This window comes from Streptomyces sp. NPDC006296 (assembly GCF_040613235.1).
Lineage (GTDB): Bacteria > Actinomycetota > Actinomycetes > Streptomycetales > Streptomycetaceae > Streptomyces.
The window spans coordinates 1-17,553 of record NZ_JBEXRT010000046.1 but is presented as its reverse complement, the minus strand read 5'-3'; the positions used below and the strand labels follow the sequence as shown (position 1 = coordinate 17,553).

Below are 17,553 nucleotides of genomic sequence, written 5' to 3'. Positions count from 1 at the left end.
GTCTTCCGGTGCGCGACACGGGAACGTGCGACCGGGAGTCCCCTCCGGCCGCACGGCAGGCTCGCAGCGCCCGTTCGCGCCGTCATCCGGACCGAGGGAGTTTCCTATGATCATCGTCGGCATCGTCGCAGTGTGTGTCGTGCTGCTGGTACTGGCGTTCCTGCTGCCGCGCTTCTCCCGGCACCCGCAGAACGGCACGCAGCGCACGCTGGGGGCGGGAGCGCGCGCGGGAGGCAAGGCGCCCGGCATCCTCGGCCGCCTCCTGCAGAAGCCGTTCTCCAGCAGTTCCCGGGCGGTGGGCCGCAGCGGTTCCGCCGGGCGCCGCGCGCGCAGCCGGATGCCTTTCTGACCCGGCGCTGCCGGGCAGTCACCGGAATCGTCTGAAGCGCACCGGCCGGCAGGCGTGCGGGTGTGCCCGATCGAGGGAGCCGAGGCGAGAGCCCGCGACGGCGGAGGAGCGTTTCTTGACGGGCGCGGCGGAGCTCCCGCCCCCCCACTCCACCCCTGGGCGATCCGGCGGTGACCGTCGAGAGTGGCGCTCGTCCGGTCCTGTGCGGAGCGCGATGTGTCTCCCCGTCCCGAGGACAGTCCGCCCCGACCTCATGCTCCGGTTCTCACGATCCCTGACAGCCGGCCACTCGGAGTGGTACGCGCGCATCGGAAAGGCCGCCGACACAGCGTCGGTGGCCTTTCCGCGTCTCGTGGCGGCCGGGCCGGGCGGTGCCCGGCAGGTTCCCGGGCGCCGTCCTCGACCGGTTGCCTTCCTCGGCCGGTGGTCCTCGGCGCGAGCGGGCAGGACGACGTGCCCGGCGTGACACCGCTTCAGCGCGGAACAGTGGTGAGCCCGGACCCACGCGGGACGGCCACTTCCGGTCCCTGGGTGCGTCGTGGCCGCCGGGTCACCACCACGTCCGCCCGGCAGTCGAGCGGCGCTTCGCGCGGTTGGCTCCGTGGCCGGTGAACTGCGCCTACCTCAGGGTCGGATCTGCGGTGACGCAGTTCGACGACGGCCGGAGTGCGACGGTATCCGCCGTGCCGGGCCCCCCGCCGCGCAGAGAGTCAGGACGCCCGGGCCGAGCGGCGGTCGAGATAGGACGTCACGGGGGCTGCGGCGGCTCCGTGGATCACCACGGAGATCAGGACGGCGAAGACGACGACGGCCCACATCTCCTCCTCGTACGCGCCGAAGTCACGCTCTCCACAGGCGTAGGCGAGATAGAAGAGCGAGCCGATGCCCCGGATTCCGAAGAAGGCGGTACCTGCGCGTTCGTTGGGGCGTCCCGCGCCCCGCAGTTGGGCGAGCCAGCCGGCGGCCGGGCGGATGAGGAGGAGCAGCAGTACGCCCACCGCTGCGCCCCTCCAGGTGAGTGCGGCCAGACCGCCCGAGACCGCATAGGCGCCCAGGCCGAACAGGAGCAGTGCCATGAGCAGCCGCTCGATCTGCTCGACGAACGCGTGCATCACTCGCTGGTAGCCGTGGCTGTGCTCCGACCTGCGCAGCGCACAGGCGGTGACGAAGACCGCGAGGAAGCCATAGCCGTGCAGACTCTCGGCGAGACCGTAGGCCAGGAAAGTCGCCGCCAGCGCCACGAAGCCCTCACCCTGCTCGGCGAGCCGCAGTTGTTCGGCCCGGGACCGGAAGAGCAGCCGGCCCAGCAGGTAGCCGATGGCGAGGCCCACCGCCACGCCCACGGCGATCCGGAGAAGCACGTCGCTCCAGATCCAGTGCCCTATCCAGCCACCGGTCCAGCTGTTCCCGGCGGTGGCCAGGGCGAGGGCCGCGAGGACGAACGGGAAGGCGAGACCGTCGTTGAGCCCGGCCTCGCTCGTGAGGGCGAAGCGCACCTCGTCCTCGTCGTTCTTCTCGGCGGACGGTTCCCCCACGCGGACCTCGGAGGCCAGGACGGGGTCCGTCGGCGCGAGGGCAGCGGCAATCAGGAGTGCCACGGACACGGGCCAGCCGAGCAGTGCCCAGGCAGCGAACGCCGTCGCCCCGATCGTGAGCGGCATCGCCAGCCCGAGGAGCCGCCAGGTCGCGGCCCAGGAGCGCCACCCGAGGGGGCGGTTGATGGCCAGGCCGGCCCCCATCAGCGAGACGATCACGCAGAGTCCGGTGAGGTGGTGGACCCAGACGCGATCGGCTGCCGGGTCGAACTCGGGCAGCGGCAGCGGTGTCAGGTGGAGGACCACCCCGGCGGTCAGGAAGACGATCGGCACGGACACCGGCAGTCGGGCGAGCAGCCGGGGCAACGCCGCCGCGAGAAGGACCCCGATGCCGAGGCATGTGTATAGAACGCCCTCGGTGGTTATGTGCACGCCTGGTCCATCCTCTGTCTCGCGTCATCAGGCCGGACCCCGGGAAGCGTTATCGGTGGGAGTGGGCGGGGCGGCGGAGTCCCCGGCGCCGTGTACCCCGGTGCACGCGTTCAAACGGAAGCCGAGAGCCGAGGGCCGGGAACCGGACCCGCGCCGGTTCAGGTGTACCTCCGGGTGCCGTGTTCGCCCGCGAGTCCACCAGGCACATCTGCGTCGTCGACCGGACCGCCCTGAGCCGGCCTGTGCACACGATCGCGCGCACGGTGCTCAAGGAGATCGTGCGGACGAGCCTCATCCCGACCGCCGGGCGGAACGCGATGCAGCCGGTGACCAGCACCAGGGCAAGGATGAAGGAGCGGTATGCCTTCGAGTCGCCGGGGTGGTCGGCCGTGGCGACCAGCGCGAGGACGGCGAAGATGCCGACTCCGGCCGGTCCTGACGAGAGGTTGGCGGGTCTGCGGTCCTCCTTGCGGATCATGGTGAGGCCGTTGGCGACGAGAAAGCCGCCGAGGACCACGACGGCGAGCGCGGGGACGAGGAAGACCGCCAGGCACGTCACCCGATGCCCACGCTCCAGTGCCTGCCGCGAGGCCTCGCGGCCCCCCATGCGGTTCCCCCAGCACCAAGATCCTCATCCAGTCACCCGAACACGGGCCGTGCGCATGCACGCCCTTGCTTCGCCCAGGTGGCCCGCCTCCAGGATCCGTGACCTGATCATGATGTGACGCTCTGAGACGCCTTCAGCACATGAGACCGCAGCCCAGCGACGCGCACCGTGGAGTTTCGAGCCGTCACCACCCGCTGATGGGGTTCGTCGACCACGGACCGGGCAACGCAGGATCGAACTCCGCGGCCGACCACATCACCGCCACGCAACTGTCCTTGGCCCAGCCGCCGAAGGAGTACCGGCGCGGGCGCCGGACCCTGATCCGCACCGATTCCGCAAGCGTCACCTACGTCCGGCTCGTCCAGGCGGGACGGTGGCTGTCCCGCTCCGTCGGCATGACCGTGCCGACGCCAGAGGTGCGTGCAGACGTGTCAACCGGCACACCGGGCAGCGGGCTCGTGTTCGGCCTATCGCGACCAGGAAAGCGCCTATGGTCGCGTGGAGCGGCCCATCTCTGCGGTGAAGAGCAGCGGATCACTGTCGAAGCCGCAGATCATCGGCCGAAACATCCACGCTCCGGAAGCCTGCCGCACGAACTCCGCGACCGTTGCCGCACAGGATCCGCTGACCTGGGAGAAGTCGTCCTTGAGGAGCTCCTCGTATCCCTCGGCAACCAGAACTCCGGCGTTCGAGATGTCGGCGAATTCCTTACGGCCGTCGTTCTGATGGATTGCCACGCCCACGACGACGCGTGCGAAGGAGGAAGAGAGGCGATCGAGCTCCAAGGTCATCTCTTCGACGTAGCCGAAGCCTTGCCCTGTCCGGCTGTGCCGACTCATGTTGATAGTGCCGTCCGGCGAGCGGCTGTCGAAGTGGACGACGTAAGCAGGCGGCCCGTAAGCGGCGGCCTCCGAGTAGGTGGTGGCGATGATGTCCAAATGCTGCGGCGACTCATTCCACGGATTGGGGTCCCACTTGAGTCGTACCGCGACCTTCCCCACACCCCTGCTGTCGCTGCTCACCCTTGGCCGCCTCTCCCCAGTCGAACTACTGCAACGGGACACCGGCCAAGTATGACGGACGCCAGTTCAGGCGATGCTTCGACCGAATTGATCAGCGCGCTGCCCGGACGCGGAGCGGGGCGGCTGCCACGCATGGTGCGGCGTTCCCCTGTGGAACGATGTCGTGCTCTCCAGGGATGCGGCACCGCTCATCCGCTGCTCCGGCTGTGAGGCTTGTGGCCCGATGGCGGCAGATGCGGAGTATCAGGAGATCACGGGTCTGATGTCCGCGCTCCGGCCGAGGCGGCGCGTCAACGGGCCGTGCCCTGGGTCGCGAGCGAGACGCCTCGAACGGCACCGTGAGTGAACGGTTCCAGAAGCGCCACCAGGCCCTCGCCGGCAGGCCGGATGGCGCCGCGAAATTCCGGTGAACAGCCGATGCGCGAGGACCGTCCGGTCGACCACGATCGCCACAGCCGGATCATGCCATCACCGGCACACGATGCCTCGCCCCGGTCACGCACCCACGCCTCAGCCGGGCTTGACGGAGCCGTCCTCCCGCTTCGCCTTGCCGGCCTCGTCCTCCGTCGGCCGCTCCGCCGGATCACCGGTGCTGAGCGTGTTGAAGGCGTCCCGCAGCCGGGCGCTCGTCAGCAGCGTCAGCAGCATGACCGCCAACGGCGCGGCGAGGACCAGCGAGGCCACTTGCGCCCCCGGGCCCGCGATCAGTAACCCGGTGGCCCCCGGCCCGATCCAGGCGATGCTCACGGCGAGCATGGTCGTGGCGGTGGAGATACGGCCCTGGAGGTGGGACGGGGAGTCCAGCAGGACGGACAGCGAGACGAGTGCCCCGATCAGCGGCAACGCGAAGACCAGGGTGAAGACGGCGACGACCGTGAGTAGCTGGTGACCGGTGGCGGTGAGCGGGATGAGCACCAGCCAGGAACCGCAGACCGCGCCGATGATGGTCGCGGGGCTCAGCCGCTTGAGCACCCATCCGGCGCTCACACCGCCCGCGATGCCCCCGCAGCCGGCGGCGGTGAGCACGACGCCGGCGGCCACCGGCTCGCTGCCGAAGTCGGAGGACTGGACGGCGGCGAGCAGTTCCACCGCCCGGCCCAGCAGGTTGAGATAGGCGACGAAGCCGATGAGGGCGAGCAGCGAACGCCGGCGGAAGACCCACCGGATGCCGCGGGTCAGTTCGTCGCCCATGTGCCGCAGTCCTCGGCGAGGCGTGTCCGGGCCGGTGGGCGCCGGCGGATGCACGTACCGGATGCGGGAGAGCAGACCGAAGGAGGCCAGATACGACAGGCCGTCGATCAGGAAGACGAGCGGGGCTCCGAACCCGAGGAGGGCGCCGCCCAGCGGCGGCCCCCCGGCGATGGCCACATTGGTCCGCACGATGTTGGTGGTGACCGCCTCACGGCGCCGCTCGCGCGGCACGATCTGCCGGATCACGCCTCCTTCGGCCGGTGAGAACATCGTCGACAGGACGGCGGTGAGGACTCCGGTGACCATGGCCAGCGCGGTGGTGAACCGTCCGGTGGCGAGGGCGAGCGCGAGGGTCAGGGCGAGTACGGCACGCGCCGCGTCGCAGAACATCATCAGACGCCGGCGGTCGACCGTGTCCGCCAGCAGCCCGCCCGGCAGCTTGGCGATCAGCTCCGCGATGCCGATCGCCGTGGCCACCAGCCCCGCGTCCACCGGGGAGCGCGTCGTGATCAGGATCGCCATCGGGAGGGCGAGCGCGGCCATCTCGCCGGCCGTGCAGGACAGTGCCTGGCTCGTCCACAGCAGCGTGAAGTTCCTGTTGATCAAGGGACACCCTCCCGGTCGGGACGTCGAGAGGCCGAGGCGTCAGGACGTGGGCGGAGCGTGGTCAGGAGGTCTGCGGCTTGACGGCGACGTAGAGCCCCTTGGTGTGGTCGGCCTCGTCCACGTGGTCGGACAGGCTGCCGGAGATGTGCAGCCCGCGGCGGGCGGCGAGCCGCAGCCCGGCGGCGTCCAGGAGCTCGGCGAACCGGTCCTGGCTGTGGTGCGCCTGATGGTGCTCGGCCGTGGTGCGGCTCCACGTGTCCGTGCCCGCTTCGGCGCGGAAGGCGTCCACGGTCAGCCGGTACCGGCCGCCGGACTCGAGGTGTTTTCCGCTCAGCACGGCGAGCAGCCCCTCGTCACGGACGATGTGCGGCTCCCTCATCAGGTCGTAGCCGAGGGCGGTGTTGGCGTCGAAGACCAGGACGCCGCCGGGTGCCATGGCGGCCGAGAGGCGTGTGAACGCCGCCGCCAGGTCGGCGGGATCGACGAGGTAGTTGACGATGTCGCTCATGCAGAGCACGACGTCGTACGGGCCCTGGCCCGGCGCCGGGTCGCGGATGTCGTGGACGTGGAAGTCGATCCCGGTGTCCGCGTGCCGGTCGCGGGCGATGTCGATCATCGAGGCGCTGATGTCGAACCCGGTGACCCGGTAGCCGCGGTCGGCGAAGAGGACGCTGCTCCGTCCCGTTCCGCAACCGGCGTCGAGCAGACGCGCTCCGGCCGGCCCGGCCTCCTTGATCAGGCCTTCCAGAAGGCCGGCGAAGGCGTCGTAGTCGTCGTGGCGGGTGAGGGAGTCGTAGAACGGCGCGATGGTGTCGTAGGCGACGGCGGCGTGGTCGGCGGGTGCGGGGGTGAGGGGCACGGGGCTGTTCCTTCCGTAGGCGGGGGAGAGGGGGATGTGGTGGCCGCGCCGTGTCAACGGCAGGCGTCCTCCACGGCCTGCGCGGCTCGGGACTCGCTCTTGGCCTGGGTGAACTCGTCCGAGATCCGGCGCGTACGGCCGGTCATCGCGTGGTCGTCGGCCGCGGTGCGCACCTGGCCGCCACCACGGCTCCGGTCGAGCACGGCGGCGACACCCGCTCGTCGGCAGGCGGCCGCCAGCACGGCCTGCTCGCCGCCGTTCGGCGAGACCAGCAGCGGCCGCCGGTGCAGCAGCGAGCCGAGAACCGGTGCGCTGGTGCCGCTGCTGACGACCAGGGCTGACCGCTCCAGCAGGGGCGACATCCACGGCAGACGCACGACGGTGACGTCGGCCGCTTCCGGGAGAACGGGGGGCTCGGCGCTGCGGCCCAGCTCGACGACCGCCTGGAACTCCCCTCCGGTGAAAGCACGCTGGATCCAGGGCCACAGGCTCTCGCCGCCGAAGACACGGCCCAGGTGGACGTAGACGACGGGTTTGCCGACCCGGTCCAGCCGGTGCCGTGCCGAGTGGAGCTCCCCCTCGTCGGCGGGCGGTTCCCACCAGCAGGGGCCCACGTGGCGCACGCGTTCGGGCAGTTCCGTTCCCGGCGGCTCCAGGGAGGGGTGGCCGCGGAGCAGGAAGGACGTGCCCAGCAGCGCGTCCTGTCCCGCCGCGCCGGCATCGCGCAGACCCAGTTCCGCACGCAACGCGCGGTGGACCTCCAGCATGCTGTCGAGGCGCCAGGCCCGGTCCTGGGGATCGTCGACCTCGTCGGCCCCGCGATGCGGCCAGAGGTGACAGGCCAGACCGAGCACGACGACGGGCAGCCCCAGCACCTGGGCGGCCACGAGAGCGCCCGGACACAGCACGGACGTCACGAGGACGTCGGGCCGCGTCCGCCGCACCGCCCGCCGTACGTGCTCGTACTGCCCGTACGCGGAGCGGAACCAACCGCTCACGGCGAAGGCCCCGTCCGACGGGAGCACGGTCAGGCCCGCTTCCTCGGCGGCACGGGCGGCCGGACCGGACGAGACGATGAAGACCGAGTGGCCCCGCCGATGTGTCTCCTGGGCGACGGCCGTGGCCGGATACAGGTACCCGGGATCGGAGAGCGAGCAGAACAGCGCCCTCACGACACACCCGCCGGCTGTGCCGCCGCCCTCCTGCGGTGGCTCCGCAGGAGTTCCAGCAGGCCGACCGTGAGCCGGTCGGCGAACGACGCCGTGCCGGCCGCCGATTCCCGCGCGGCGAACTCCCCGCAGCTGACCCAGGCGTGTTCCGGATACTCGGTGTAGCCCTTCTGGAGGGTGCCCACCTCGTACCCGGGCTTGCCTATGGTCTCCCAGCAGCTGTAGAGCGTGCCGTCGGCGTTGATCACGGCTCCCGTCGTCCCGTCGCGCTCGGTGCAGAAGCCACAGGCGCCGACACCGGGCCAGCCGACCTCGAAACCGTGGCCCAGGGCGGCGGCGTAGCCGGACAGCACGGCGGAGACCTCCGAGGCCGTGTGGTCGATCCCGGCGTCGTACAGTCCCGCGTAGTTGAGCACGGGAGCCACGTCGAACACGCAGCGCGAGGCGTCGAGGCGGTCCGCCAAACGGTCGGCGAGCTCTTCGAGACGGGGCAGGACGGCGGCCGTGGCGTTGATACGGAGGGTGAAGCGCAGATCCGTCGTCTCCTGGGCCGCTGCCAGGTTCGCGATGATGCGCTCGAAGGTGCCGCGCCCGGCCCGTGTCGTCCGCAGGCCGTCGTGCAGATCGCGCGGCCCGTCCAGCGTGACCTGCACGGAACGCAGTCCGAGCGCGCTGAGCGACCTGGCGGCGGTCGGGGTGAGCAGCACGCCGTTGCTGACCATCGAGGCGGTGACCGGGGCCAGTCGCCCCAGCCGGGTCAGGAGCGCCCGGCAGGCCGCCGGATTGAGCAGCGGTTCGCCGCCGAAGAGCAGGACGAACAGCCGGTCGGTTCCGGCGCTCCGCATGCGGGGTCCGGCGAAGGCGGCGATCTTCTCGATCGTCGCGTCGTCGAGCACGGCGCGCGGGATCCGCGGCGGATCGAACCGGCCCGGCTCGGCAGGCGCGGTGTTCTGGAAGCAGTAGGGGCAGCCGAGGTTGCAGTCGGTCGCCGTCACGACCGTCAGGCTGTACCTGCGGGGCGGCCGTTCCTCCGTGATGCCGGACCGGGAGACCGCCGCGCGGCCCTCGTCGGTGAGCAGCCCGTCCACCGCGTGGGAGAACGGCAGCAGCAGCGTGCCCCCCGTGCCCTGGCACCACACACCGGACCGTCCCTCAAGGATTCGCAACGCCATGTCCACATCTCCAGGTGCCGTCAGGGACGAGGCCGGCCGGCGGGACGAGCCGCCGGGCCGGCCCCGGGCGTGCCCGGCGGATCCTGACCGGTGCCGGTCCTGATCCGCCGGGCACGCCCGGGTCGGGAAGCGTCAGGGCTGTCAGACCTGGACTTCCTTGTCGTACACGCCGCAGATGATCTCGGACGCCTCCTGGAACTGCTCAGGCGCCGTGGCGGCCTCGTCCGCGCTGTGCGCCTCGACCTCGGGGGACTCCTCGGAAGGGGTGTACTCCGCCATCGTGATCTCCATTTCAGGGGTCGGATCGCAGTGGCGCCCCGGGACGGGGCGGCCCGGCCGACTGTGGCCGTGTGGGGCGGGCCGTTGCCCGCCGAGAAGAAAGCTAGGATCCTCGGCTTCGCTCTCGGTACGGCGGCTGTATGGAACCGGTATGACCCCTGACCGTGGCCGTCCACGACCGACCACCGGTGTACGGAGGTTGTGGCCGGACATACGCATTTCAGGACGACCGGCCGGTGGTGTCGCCGAGCCGGATGCAGAGGATCTTCGTGGGGCCGCCATCCCGGGGGACGCTCTGCACAAGGCTGCGGCAGACCCGTGAGCCACCCCTGGTCTCGTGAGGGCCCCGGCGCCGGAGCCGGCATCGTGAAAGAGCCGGGACCGGCCAGGCCCACCCCGGCGATGTGACATCTCGTGACAGATGAGAGGGTTTTCCGGGTGACCGAGACACCACCGCATACCCTGCAGTACCGCTTCGACGGGCCAGAAGACGCTCCGGTCCTGGTGATCGGGGCCTCTCTGGGGACCACATGGCACATGTGGGACCGCCAGATACCCGAGCTGTCCAAGCACTGGCGCATCTTCCGCTTCGACCTGCCGGGTCACGGCGGAGCCCCCGCCTACCCCGCCGCCTCGGTCGCCGACCTCGCCGACCGCCTCCTGGCCACGCTGGACGCCGCCGGCGTCCAGCGGTTCGGTTACGCGGGCTGCTCCATCGGCGGGGCCGTGGGCGCCGACATCGCGCTGCGCCATCCCCACCGGGTCGCGGCCCTGGCGCTCGTCGCCGCGTCACCGCGCTTCGGTACCGCCGACGAGTTCCGCCGGCGCGGGGTGATGGTCCGCAGCAACGGACTGGAGCCGATCGCCCGCACCTCCCCGGAACGCTGGTTCACCCCCGGCTTCGCCGCCGCCCAGCCGGCCATCGTCGAGTGGGCGGTCCAGATGGTCCGCACCACCGACCCGGGCTGCTACATCGCCGCCTGCGAGGCCCTGGCCGCCTTCGACATCCGTACGGAGCTCCCGCGCATCGGGGTCCCGACCCTCGTCCTGGTCGGCGCCGAGGACAAGGTCACCGGGCCCGCCGAGGCGCGGACCCTGGTCGCGGGTATCCCGGACGCCCGGCTCGCCCTGGTGCCCGGTGCCTCGCACCTGGCGCCGGTCGAGCAGCCGTCCGCCGTCACCGACCTGCTGCTCATGCACTTCTCGACCGCCTGGCAGGACACCCAGGCGTCGATCCCCGTACCGCCGGCCCCCGGCTTCGCGCCCACGTTCGCCCCGGTCGTCCCCGTCGCGGAGATCGCCGCCGCGGCCGGACCGCCGGAAGCGGTCCCGGCGGGACGCAGCGACCGGTACGACCGGGGGATGAAGGTCCGGCGCGAGGTGCTGGGCGATGCCCACGTGGACGCCGCCACGGCCGCCTCCGACGCCTTCACCGACGACTTCCAGGAGCTCGTCACCCGGTACGCCTGGGGCGAGATCTGGAGCCGGGAGGGCCTCGACCGCAGGTCCCGCAGCTGCGTCGCCCTCACCGCGGTCGTCGCGTCCGGGCACCTGGGCGGCCTCGCCCAGCACGTCAGGGCCGCCCTGCGCAACGGCCTCACGCCCGTCGAGATCAAGGAGGTGCTGCTCCAGACGGCCGTCTACTGCGGCCTTCCGGCGGCGGACGCCGCGTTCGGGATCGCGCAGTCCGTGATCCAGGAGGAAACCACCCCGCCCGCATAGCAGGATGGTGGGATGAACGCTTCGTCTCTCACCCTCGTCAAGAAGACCCACTCCTGCGTCCGCCTGGAGCGCGGCGGGCAGTCGCTCGTCATCGACCCGGGCGCGTTCACCGAGGACGACGCCACGGTCGGCGCGGACGCGATCCTGGTGACGCACGAGCACCCCGACCACTTCGACGAGGCGCGGCTGCGGGCCGCGCTGGAGTCCGACCCCGCCCTGCGCGTATGGACCCTGCGCAGCGTGGCCGAACGGCTGTCCGCCGCGTTCCCGGGGCGCGTGCACACGGTCGGCTACGGCGACACCTTCACCGCCGCGGGACTGGAGGTGCAGGTGCACGGCGAACTGCACGCGGTGATCCACCCGGACATCCCGAGGATCACCAACATCGGCTTCCTGGTGGACGGATCGGTCTTCCACCCGGGCGACGCCCTCACAGTGCCCGATCACCCGGTGGACACCCTGATGCTCCCGGTCATGGCTCCCTGGAACAAGATCTCCGAGGTCATCGACTACGTGCGCGAGGTGGCGCCGCGCCGTGCCATCGACATCCACGACGCCCTGCTGACCGATCTCGCCCGCCCGATCTACGACACCCAGATCGGCGCACTCGGCGGGGCGGACCACCGCCGGCTGGCCCCGGGCGACGCGACCGGGCTCTGACCCGGCTGTCGGTGCGAGCGGCTAGGTTGGCCTCATGCGCATCGCCACCTGGAACGTCAATTCCGTCACCGCCCGGCTCCCGCGGCTGCTGGCCTGGCTGGAGAGCAGCGGCACCGACGTGCTCTGCCTCCAGGAGACCAAGTGCACGCTGGAGCAGTTCCCCGCCGAGGCGCTGCGGGAGGCGGGGTACGAGTCGGCGGTCCACGCCACCGGCCGGTGGAACGGCGTCGCGGTGCTCTCCCGCGTGGGCCTCGCGGACGTCGTGACGGGCCTCCCCGGCGGCCCGGAGTACGACGGGGTGCAGGAGCCGAGGGCGGTGTCGGCGACCTGCGGCGGCGCCCGCGTCTGGTCCGTCTACGTCCCCAACGGCCGCGAGGTCGCCCACGAGCACTACGCCTACAAGCTGCGCTGGCTGGAGGCCCTGCGGGAGGCCGTCGCCGCGGACGCCGCGGGCACGCGGCCCTTCGCGGTCCTCGGCGACTACAACATCGCGCCCACGGACGAGGACGTCTGGGACCCGGCCGTCTTCGAGGGCGCCACCCACGTCACCCCGGCCGAGCGGCAGGCGCTCGCCGCGCTGCGCGAGCAGGGGCTCTCCGACGTGGTGCCGCGTCCCCTCAAGTACGACCGCCCGTACTCCTACTGGGACTACCGCCAGCTCGCCTTCCCGAAGAACCGGGGCATGCGCATCGACCTCGTGTACGGCAACGCGCCCTTCGCCGCGGCGGTCAAGGACAGCTACGTCGACCGCGAGGAGCGCAAGGGCAAGGGAGCCTCCGACCACGCCCCGGTGGTCGTCGACCTGGACGTCTGAGCACGCGGCCGGTCACCCTCCGTGCACCGGAGGGCCGACGGCGGTGCGGCGTACCGCCTCAGTGCACGGAGAACCCGCCGTCGACGAACACCGACTGCCCGGTCACATAGCCCGAGGCCGCACTCGCCAGGAACACCGCCGCGCCCGCGAAGTCCTCGGCCAGTCCGTTGCGTCCCACCATCGTGCGGGCCGCCAGGGCCGCCACCCGCTCCGGGTCCGAGGACAGCCGCGCGTTGAGCGGCGTCATCACGAACCCCGGGACCAGGGTGTTGCAGGTGACGCCGTACGGCGACCAGGCCTCGGCCTGGGAGCGGGCCAGGGACTCCAGGGCCCCCTTGGAGACGCCGTACGCACCGCTCTGCACGAACGCCCGGTGGGCCTGCTGGGACGAGATGTGGATGATCCGGCCGTGGCCGCGCTCCGCCATGCCCGGTCCGAACCGCCGGCCCAGCAGATAGGGGGCCTTGAGGTTCACCGCCATCGTGGTGTCCCAGACCTCCTCGTCGAGTTCGCCCATCGGCGGGCGCAGGTTGATCCCCGCGCAGTTGACGAGGATGTCGGGTTCGCCGAACACGGCCGCGGCCCCCTCGCCGGCCGTGCGCACGCCCTCGGAGGTCGCCAGGTCGGCGCTCACCCAGGCGGCCCGGCAGCCGTCCGCCTCGAGTTCGCCGACGGTCCGCGCCAGTTCCGCCTCCCCGCGCGCCACGACCACCACCCGCGCACCGGCGTGCGCGAGCGCCCCGGCGACAGCCCGGCCGATACCGGAGCTGCCACCGGTCACCACGGCGACCCGGCCCTCCAGGGAGAACAGTTCGGACAGATAGTCGCGCGAGGTCATGCCCGCACCCTACGGGCTGTCCCGTCCTCCCCGGCGGGCGCCCGGTGACCGGGGGCGCGCACCGGGCCCGCGCCCGTTCTCGAACGGACGCGCGCCCTGCGGTGCGGAACGCTCCCGGGGTGGGATCCTGGTCGTATGAAACTCCCTTTCCTGGACAACTGGCGTAATCGTCAAGGCGGTACACGGCGGCCGGCGCTCGCGTCCGTCGTCAGGACCGACCCGGACGGTGTGGCCGAGCTGTTCGCGGAATGCGAGCTGCTGCGCGCCCGCGCCGGGCAGTGCGGTCTCGAACTCGACGACAGCCCGCGCTCGTTGTCCGCGCTCGACCAGCTGCCGCCCATCTGGCGCGAGGACCCGGAGGAGTTGCCCTGGGTGGGCAACGACGCCGGCCTCTACCTCGGTACCGTCCTGGTGCGCACGGTCCCCGGGGCGGTCTGGGACATCCTGGCCGGCGGGAGGCCCGTGGTGCGGCTGGCGTCGGGGCGCGAGATCGACGTGGTCGCCGCGGGCCTGGACTGGGCGATGTCCGGCAGCCCCGAGCTCTTCGACATGTACGCGGAGTCGGCCGAGAGCGGCCCCGAGGCCAAAACGCGATAAACAGCCTTATGCGCCGCCGGTGCGTGTCGCCCCCGAAGCGCGTGTCCGGCCCGGATAGTTTGCGCTGACCTCGACACAAGCGACAAGTGGGTAGGGCAGTGTATGGCCGTCGATCCGTTGATCGAGCTGCGGGACGTCAACAAGCACTTCGGGACGTTGCACGTACTGCAGGACATCAATCTCACCGTCGGCCGCGGGGAGGTGGTGGTGATCATCGGCCCGTCCGGATCGGGCAAGTCCACGCTCTGCCGGACCATCAACCGGCTTGAGACGATCGAGTCCGGGCACATCGCCATCGACGGGAAGCCGCTCCCGGAGGAGGGGAAGGGGCTCGCCGAACTCCGGGCCGAAGTGGGCATGGTCTTCCAGTCGTTCAACCTCTTCGCCCACAAGACCGTGCTGGCCAACGTCTCGCTCGCCCAGCTGAAGGTGCGCGGGCGCAAGAAGGACGTGGCCGACCGGCGCTCCCGGGAACTGCTGGAGCGCGTCGGACTCGCCTCGCAGGCCGACAAGTTCCCCGCCCAGCTCTCCGGAGGCCAGCAGCAACGCGTCGCCATCGCCCGGGCGCTGGCCATGGACCCCAAGGCGCTCCTCTTCGACGAGCCCACCTCGGCGCTCGACCCCGAGATGATCAACGAGGTCCTCGACGTCATGCAGCAGCTCGCCCGCGAGGGCATGACCATGGTCGTCGTCACCCACGAGATGGGCTTCGCCCGGTCGGCGGCCAACCGCGTGGTCTTCATGGCCGACGGACGCGTCGTCGAGGACCGCACCCCGGAGGACTTCTTCACCGCCCCGGAGAGCGACCGCGCCAAGGACTTCCTGTCCAAGATCCTCAAGCACTGACAGGGGGAACCATGTTGCGTACGAGGAACATCGCGGCCGTGCTGGTCTGCCTCCTGGCCGCCGTGCTGGCCGCCGGGTGCGGCAGGGAGGGCAGCCCGCCGGTCAAGGGGCCGAAGGCCGACCAACTGCCCCGCTACACGGTCGACACCGGCTTCCGGCTGCCCGCTTCGAAGACCTGGGAGAAGGCGAAGAAGCGCGGCTATCTCGTCGTCGGCGCGAAGGAGGACCAGCCCTACCTGGGCGAGAAGGACCCGGCCACCGGCGTCTACTCCGGCTTCGACATCGAGATCGCCCGCATGACGTCGGCGTCGCTCGGCTTCGCACCGGACACGATCCGTTTCCGCACCATCGCCTCCGCCAACCGCGAGACGGCGCTGCAGAACGGGCAGATCGACTACTACGTCGGCACCTACACGATCAACGCCATGCGCAAGAAGCTCGTCGGCTTCGCCGGTCCGTACTACATGGCGGGCCAGGGGCTGCTGGTGCGCACCGACGAGAACGACATCCACGGTCCGCAGGACCTCGCGGGCAAGACCGTCTGCTCGGCCGCCGGCTCCACGCCGTACCAGCGCATCGCCGCCGACTACCCCCGGGCGCACCTCGTGGCCTACGACACCTACTCGATCTGCGTCGACAACCTGCTGACCTTCCAGGTCGACGCGGTCACCACCGACGACGCCATCCTGCTCGGCTTCGCGGCCAAGGCGCCGGAGGAGATGAAGGTGGTCGGCAAGCCCTTCTCCCAGGAGCCGTACGGCATCGGCGTCCCCCGCAGCGACAACGCGCTGCGCTTCGCCCTCGACGACGCGCTGGAGGCGAACGAGAAGAACGGCAACTGGAAGAAGGCGTTCGAAGCGACCCTGGGCCTGTCCGGGGTGCCCGCGCCGACGCCCCCGCCCATCGACCGCTACCCGGCGAACTGAGGGGCGGGACACCACCATGGACGTACTGACAGACAACTGGTCGCTCTACGGCAAGGGATTCCTCGGCACCGTCGAACTCACCGTCTACGCCTCGGCCCTGGCACTCGTGCTCGGTTTCGTGATGGCGTCGTTCCGGGTCGCGCCCGTCGGCTCGCTCCGGGCCATCGGCACCGCCTGGGTCACGGTGCTCCGGAACACCCCGCTGACCCTGCTGTTCTTCGCGGTGCTGCTGGGACTGCCGCGCTTCGGCCTGGTCCTGCCCTTCCAGCTCTTCGCGGTCCTCGCCCTGGGCTGCTACACCTCCGCGTTCATCTGCGAGGCCCTGCGCTCGGGCATCAACACCGTCCCCACCGGCCAGGGCGAGGCCGCCCGGAGCCTCGGGATGTCCTTCACCCAGACGCTGGGCAGTGTGGTGCTGCCGCAGGCCTTCCGGTCGGTCATCCCGCCGGTGGGCTCGACGCTCATCGCCCTCGCCAAGAACTCGGCGATCGCCGGGGCGTTCAGCGTCACCGAGCTCCTCGGCACCTACAAGACCCTCAACGAACTCGGCTACAACATCATCTGGACCTTCGTCTGGATCGCCGTCGGATACCTGATCATCACCCTCGCCATCAGTGCGCTCTTCCACGTGCTGGAGAAGCGCTGGGGAGTCGCCCGATGACCCACGCCACCGCCTCGGCGACCGCGCTCTACGACATCCCGGGGCCCGTCACCCGCCGACGCCACCTCCTCTACGGAATCCTCTCCACCGCCGTGATCCTCGGGCTGTTCGCCTGGGTCCTCTACCTGCTCTTCGACACCGACCAGTTCACCAGCGCCAAGTGGACCCCCTTCACCTACAAGGGCATCCAGGAACTGCTGCTGCGCGGCCTCGGCAACACCCTCAAGGCCTTCGCCTACGCGGCGGTGCTCTCCCTCGCGCTCGGCGCGGTGCTCGCCGTCGGCCGGCTCTCCGACCACCGGCCGGTGCGCTGGATCGCCACGGTGCTGGTCGAGTTCTTCAGGGCCATGCCGGTGCTGGTGATGATCTTCTTCATCTTCATCGCGCTCAAGGTCCAGCCGCTGCCCGCACTGGTGGCCGGACTGACCCTCTACAACGGTTCCGTGCTCGCGGAGGTGTTCCGTACCGGTATCAACTCGGTGGAGCGGGGCCAGCGGGAGGCGGCGTACGCGCTGGGCATGCGCAAGACCCAGGTCACCACCCACGTCCTCGCCCCGCAGGCCGTCCGGGCGATGCTGCCCACCATCATCAGCCAACTGGTCGTGGCCCTCAAGGACACCTCGCTGGGTTACCTCATCACCTACGAGGAGTTCCTCCACGCGGGCAAGCTGATCGCGTCGAACCTCGACTACGATCTGCCGTTCATCCCCGTGGTGATGGTGATCTCCCCCGTCTACATCGGCATGTGCATGCTGCTCTCCTGGTTCGCCACCTGGGTGGCGAGGAGACAGCGGCGCAACCCCAGGACGGAGGCGACGGGCGTCGCGGCAGCCGAACCGGAAACGGTGCTGCCGGGCCGCCACCCGTAGCCATCGGACGGTCCGCCCGGCAGCAGCCGGTGATCACTCCCTCCGCCGCGGAACCGGGACGCGCCCGGTACCGCGCCCGGCGGGGGAGAAGGTCAGCTGCGTGCCGGCCGGGCCACGGCCGATGCGGAAGGACCGGCGAGCACACAGGGTGACGCCTGACCGGACCGTGTGCCGTGGGCGTGGAGCCCCGGCTCCACGCCCACGGGCGACGGCCGACCCTGTACCGGTCCGTGAGGAGATGAGGGGGCACCGCCGATCACTCCTCCGACACGGGGCGGTTCCTGCCCGGCCCGTACGGGCCGGGCGGCAACGCCCCCGGGTGAAACCCCCGGGGGCGGGCGGGGCCCCCCCGGCCCCACCGGCACCCACGCCCACGGCCCACGCCCCGGGGCCCGGTGC

Annotated in this window: 18 protein-coding genes and 1 pseudogene; 10 read left to right on the top strand and 9 right to left on the bottom strand. The window is 71.2% G+C overall.

Annotated features, from left to right (window positions below; genetic code table 11):
* Positions 1-106 precede the first annotated feature (106 nt).
* Positions 107-349: a DUF6411 family protein gene (locus ABZ172_RS25745; protein WP_356886920.1), complete on the top strand. Its 243-nt coding sequence runs from the start codon at positions 107-109 to the stop codon at positions 347-349.
* Between the two features lie 710 nt (positions 350-1,059).
* Here the strand turns inward: ABZ172_RS25745 and ABZ172_RS25740 are convergent.
* Both ABZ172_RS25740 and ABZ172_RS25735 read right to left on the bottom strand, forming a co-directional pair.
* Entirely contained in the window at positions 1,060-2,316 is a 1,257-nt protein-coding gene (locus tag ABZ172_RS25740) for a cation:proton antiporter (protein ID WP_356886918.1), read from the bottom strand.
* A 49-nt stretch (positions 2,317-2,365) separates the two neighbouring features.
* The gene (locus tag ABZ172_RS25735) at positions 2,366-2,923 is read right to left on the bottom strand and encodes a hypothetical protein (protein ID WP_356886916.1); all 558 of its coding nucleotides are present in this window, start codon (positions 2,921-2,923) and stop codon (positions 2,366-2,368) included.
* Between the two features lie 218 nt (positions 2,924-3,141).
* Here ABZ172_RS25735 and ABZ172_RS25730 point away from each other — a divergent pair.
* Positions 3,142-3,327 (top strand): annotated as a pseudogene (locus ABZ172_RS25730) (IS1380 family transposase); the annotation flags it as partial.
* 84 nt (positions 3,328-3,411) lie between these two features.
* Here ABZ172_RS25730 and ABZ172_RS25725 read toward each other — a convergent pair.
* The 6 genes from ABZ172_RS25725 to ABZ172_RS25700 all read right to left on the bottom strand — a co-directional run bounded on the left by ABZ172_RS25725 (position 3,412) and on the right by ABZ172_RS25700 (position 9,221).
* Entirely contained in the window at positions 3,412-3,945 is a 534-nt protein-coding gene (locus ABZ172_RS25725) for a TerD family protein (RefSeq protein ID WP_356886914.1), read from the bottom strand.
* A gap of 510 nt (positions 3,946-4,455) precedes the next feature.
* Positions 4,456-5,742 carry an MFS transporter gene (locus tag ABZ172_RS25720; protein ID WP_356886912.1) on the bottom strand — a complete coding sequence of 429 codons (1,287 nt, stop codon included), beginning with the start codon at positions 5,740-5,742 and terminating at the stop codon, positions 4,456-4,458.
* 61 nt (positions 5,743-5,803) lie between these two features.
* Positions 5,804-6,601 (bottom strand): methyltransferase domain-containing protein, encoded by a 798-nt coding sequence (locus ABZ172_RS25715; RefSeq protein ID WP_356886910.1) that lies wholly within the window; start codon positions 6,599-6,601, stop codon positions 5,804-5,806.
* Between the two features lie 53 nt (positions 6,602-6,654).
* Positions 6,655-7,773 carry a glycosyltransferase gene (locus ABZ172_RS25710; protein ID WP_356886908.1) on the bottom strand — a complete coding sequence of 373 codons (1,119 nt, stop codon included), beginning with the start codon at positions 7,771-7,773 and terminating at the stop codon, positions 6,655-6,657.
* Complete coding sequence (locus ABZ172_RS25705) at positions 7,770-8,942, bottom strand: radical SAM protein (protein WP_356886906.1); 1,173 nt, start codon at positions 8,940-8,942, stop codon at positions 7,770-7,772. The genes ABZ172_RS25710 and ABZ172_RS25705 overlap by 4 nt, the downstream gene beginning before the upstream one ends.
* Before the next feature lie 141 nt (positions 8,943-9,083).
* Positions 9,084-9,221, bottom strand: a complete 138-nt coding sequence (locus tag ABZ172_RS25700) for a hypothetical protein (RefSeq protein ID WP_356886904.1) — start codon at positions 9,219-9,221, stop codon at positions 9,084-9,086.
* A gap of 438 nt (positions 9,222-9,659) precedes the next feature.
* On the opposite strand from ABZ172_RS25700, the gene ABZ172_RS25695 reads away from it, so the two are divergent.
* Genes ABZ172_RS25695 through ABZ172_RS25685 form a run of 3 tightly spaced genes read left to right on the top strand, consistent with a single transcriptional unit; the run spans position 9,660 to position 12,417 of the window.
* The gene (locus ABZ172_RS25695) at positions 9,660-10,943 is read left to right on the top strand and encodes an alpha/beta fold hydrolase (RefSeq protein WP_356886902.1); all 1,284 of its coding nucleotides are present in this window, start codon (positions 9,660-9,662) and stop codon (positions 10,941-10,943) included.
* Positions 10,944-10,955: 12 nt separating this feature from the next.
* Positions 10,956-11,603: an MBL fold metallo-hydrolase gene (locus ABZ172_RS25690; protein WP_356886900.1), complete on the top strand. Its 648-nt coding sequence runs from the start codon at positions 10,956-10,958 to the stop codon at positions 11,601-11,603.
* 34 nt (positions 11,604-11,637) lie between these two features.
* Entirely contained in the window at positions 11,638-12,417 is a 780-nt protein-coding gene (locus tag ABZ172_RS25685) for an exodeoxyribonuclease III (protein WP_356886898.1), read from the top strand.
* A gap of 58 nt (positions 12,418-12,475) precedes the next feature.
* On the opposite strand, the gene ABZ172_RS25680 is transcribed toward ABZ172_RS25685, so the two are convergent.
* On the bottom strand, positions 12,476-13,255 hold the full coding sequence (locus ABZ172_RS25680; RefSeq protein ID WP_356886896.1) for an SDR family oxidoreductase: 780 nt from the start codon (positions 13,253-13,255) through the stop codon (positions 12,476-12,478).
* Between the two features lie 135 nt (positions 13,256-13,390).
* Here ABZ172_RS25680 and ABZ172_RS25675 point away from each other — a divergent pair, with 135 nt between their 5' ends.
* The 5 genes from ABZ172_RS25675 (at position 13,391) to ABZ172_RS25655 (ending at position 17,154) form a co-directional block, all read left to right on the top strand.
* Positions 13,391-13,852: a DUF6278 family protein gene (locus ABZ172_RS25675; RefSeq protein WP_356886894.1), complete on the top strand. Its 462-nt coding sequence runs from the start codon at positions 13,391-13,393 to the stop codon at positions 13,850-13,852.
* A gap of 102 nt (positions 13,853-13,954) precedes the next feature.
* On the top strand, positions 13,955-14,698 hold the full coding sequence (locus tag ABZ172_RS25670; protein ID WP_356886892.1) for an amino acid ABC transporter ATP-binding protein: 744 nt from the start codon (positions 13,955-13,957) through the stop codon (positions 14,696-14,698).
* Positions 14,699-14,709: 11 nt separating this feature from the next.
* Entirely contained in the window at positions 14,710-15,624 is a 915-nt protein-coding gene (locus tag ABZ172_RS25665; RefSeq protein WP_356886890.1) for a glutamate ABC transporter substrate-binding protein, read from the top strand.
* Positions 15,625-15,640: 16 nt separating this feature from the next.
* A complete protein-coding gene (locus ABZ172_RS25660; protein WP_356886888.1) occupies positions 15,641-16,285 on the top strand; it encodes an amino acid ABC transporter permease in 645 nt (214 codons plus the stop codon).
* Positions 16,282-17,154 (top strand): amino acid ABC transporter permease, encoded by an 873-nt coding sequence (locus tag ABZ172_RS25655; RefSeq protein WP_356886886.1) that lies wholly within the window; start codon positions 16,282-16,284, stop codon positions 17,152-17,154. Before ABZ172_RS25660 ends, ABZ172_RS25655 begins: the two co-directional genes overlap by 4 nt.
* Positions 17,155-17,553 lie beyond the last annotated feature (399 nt).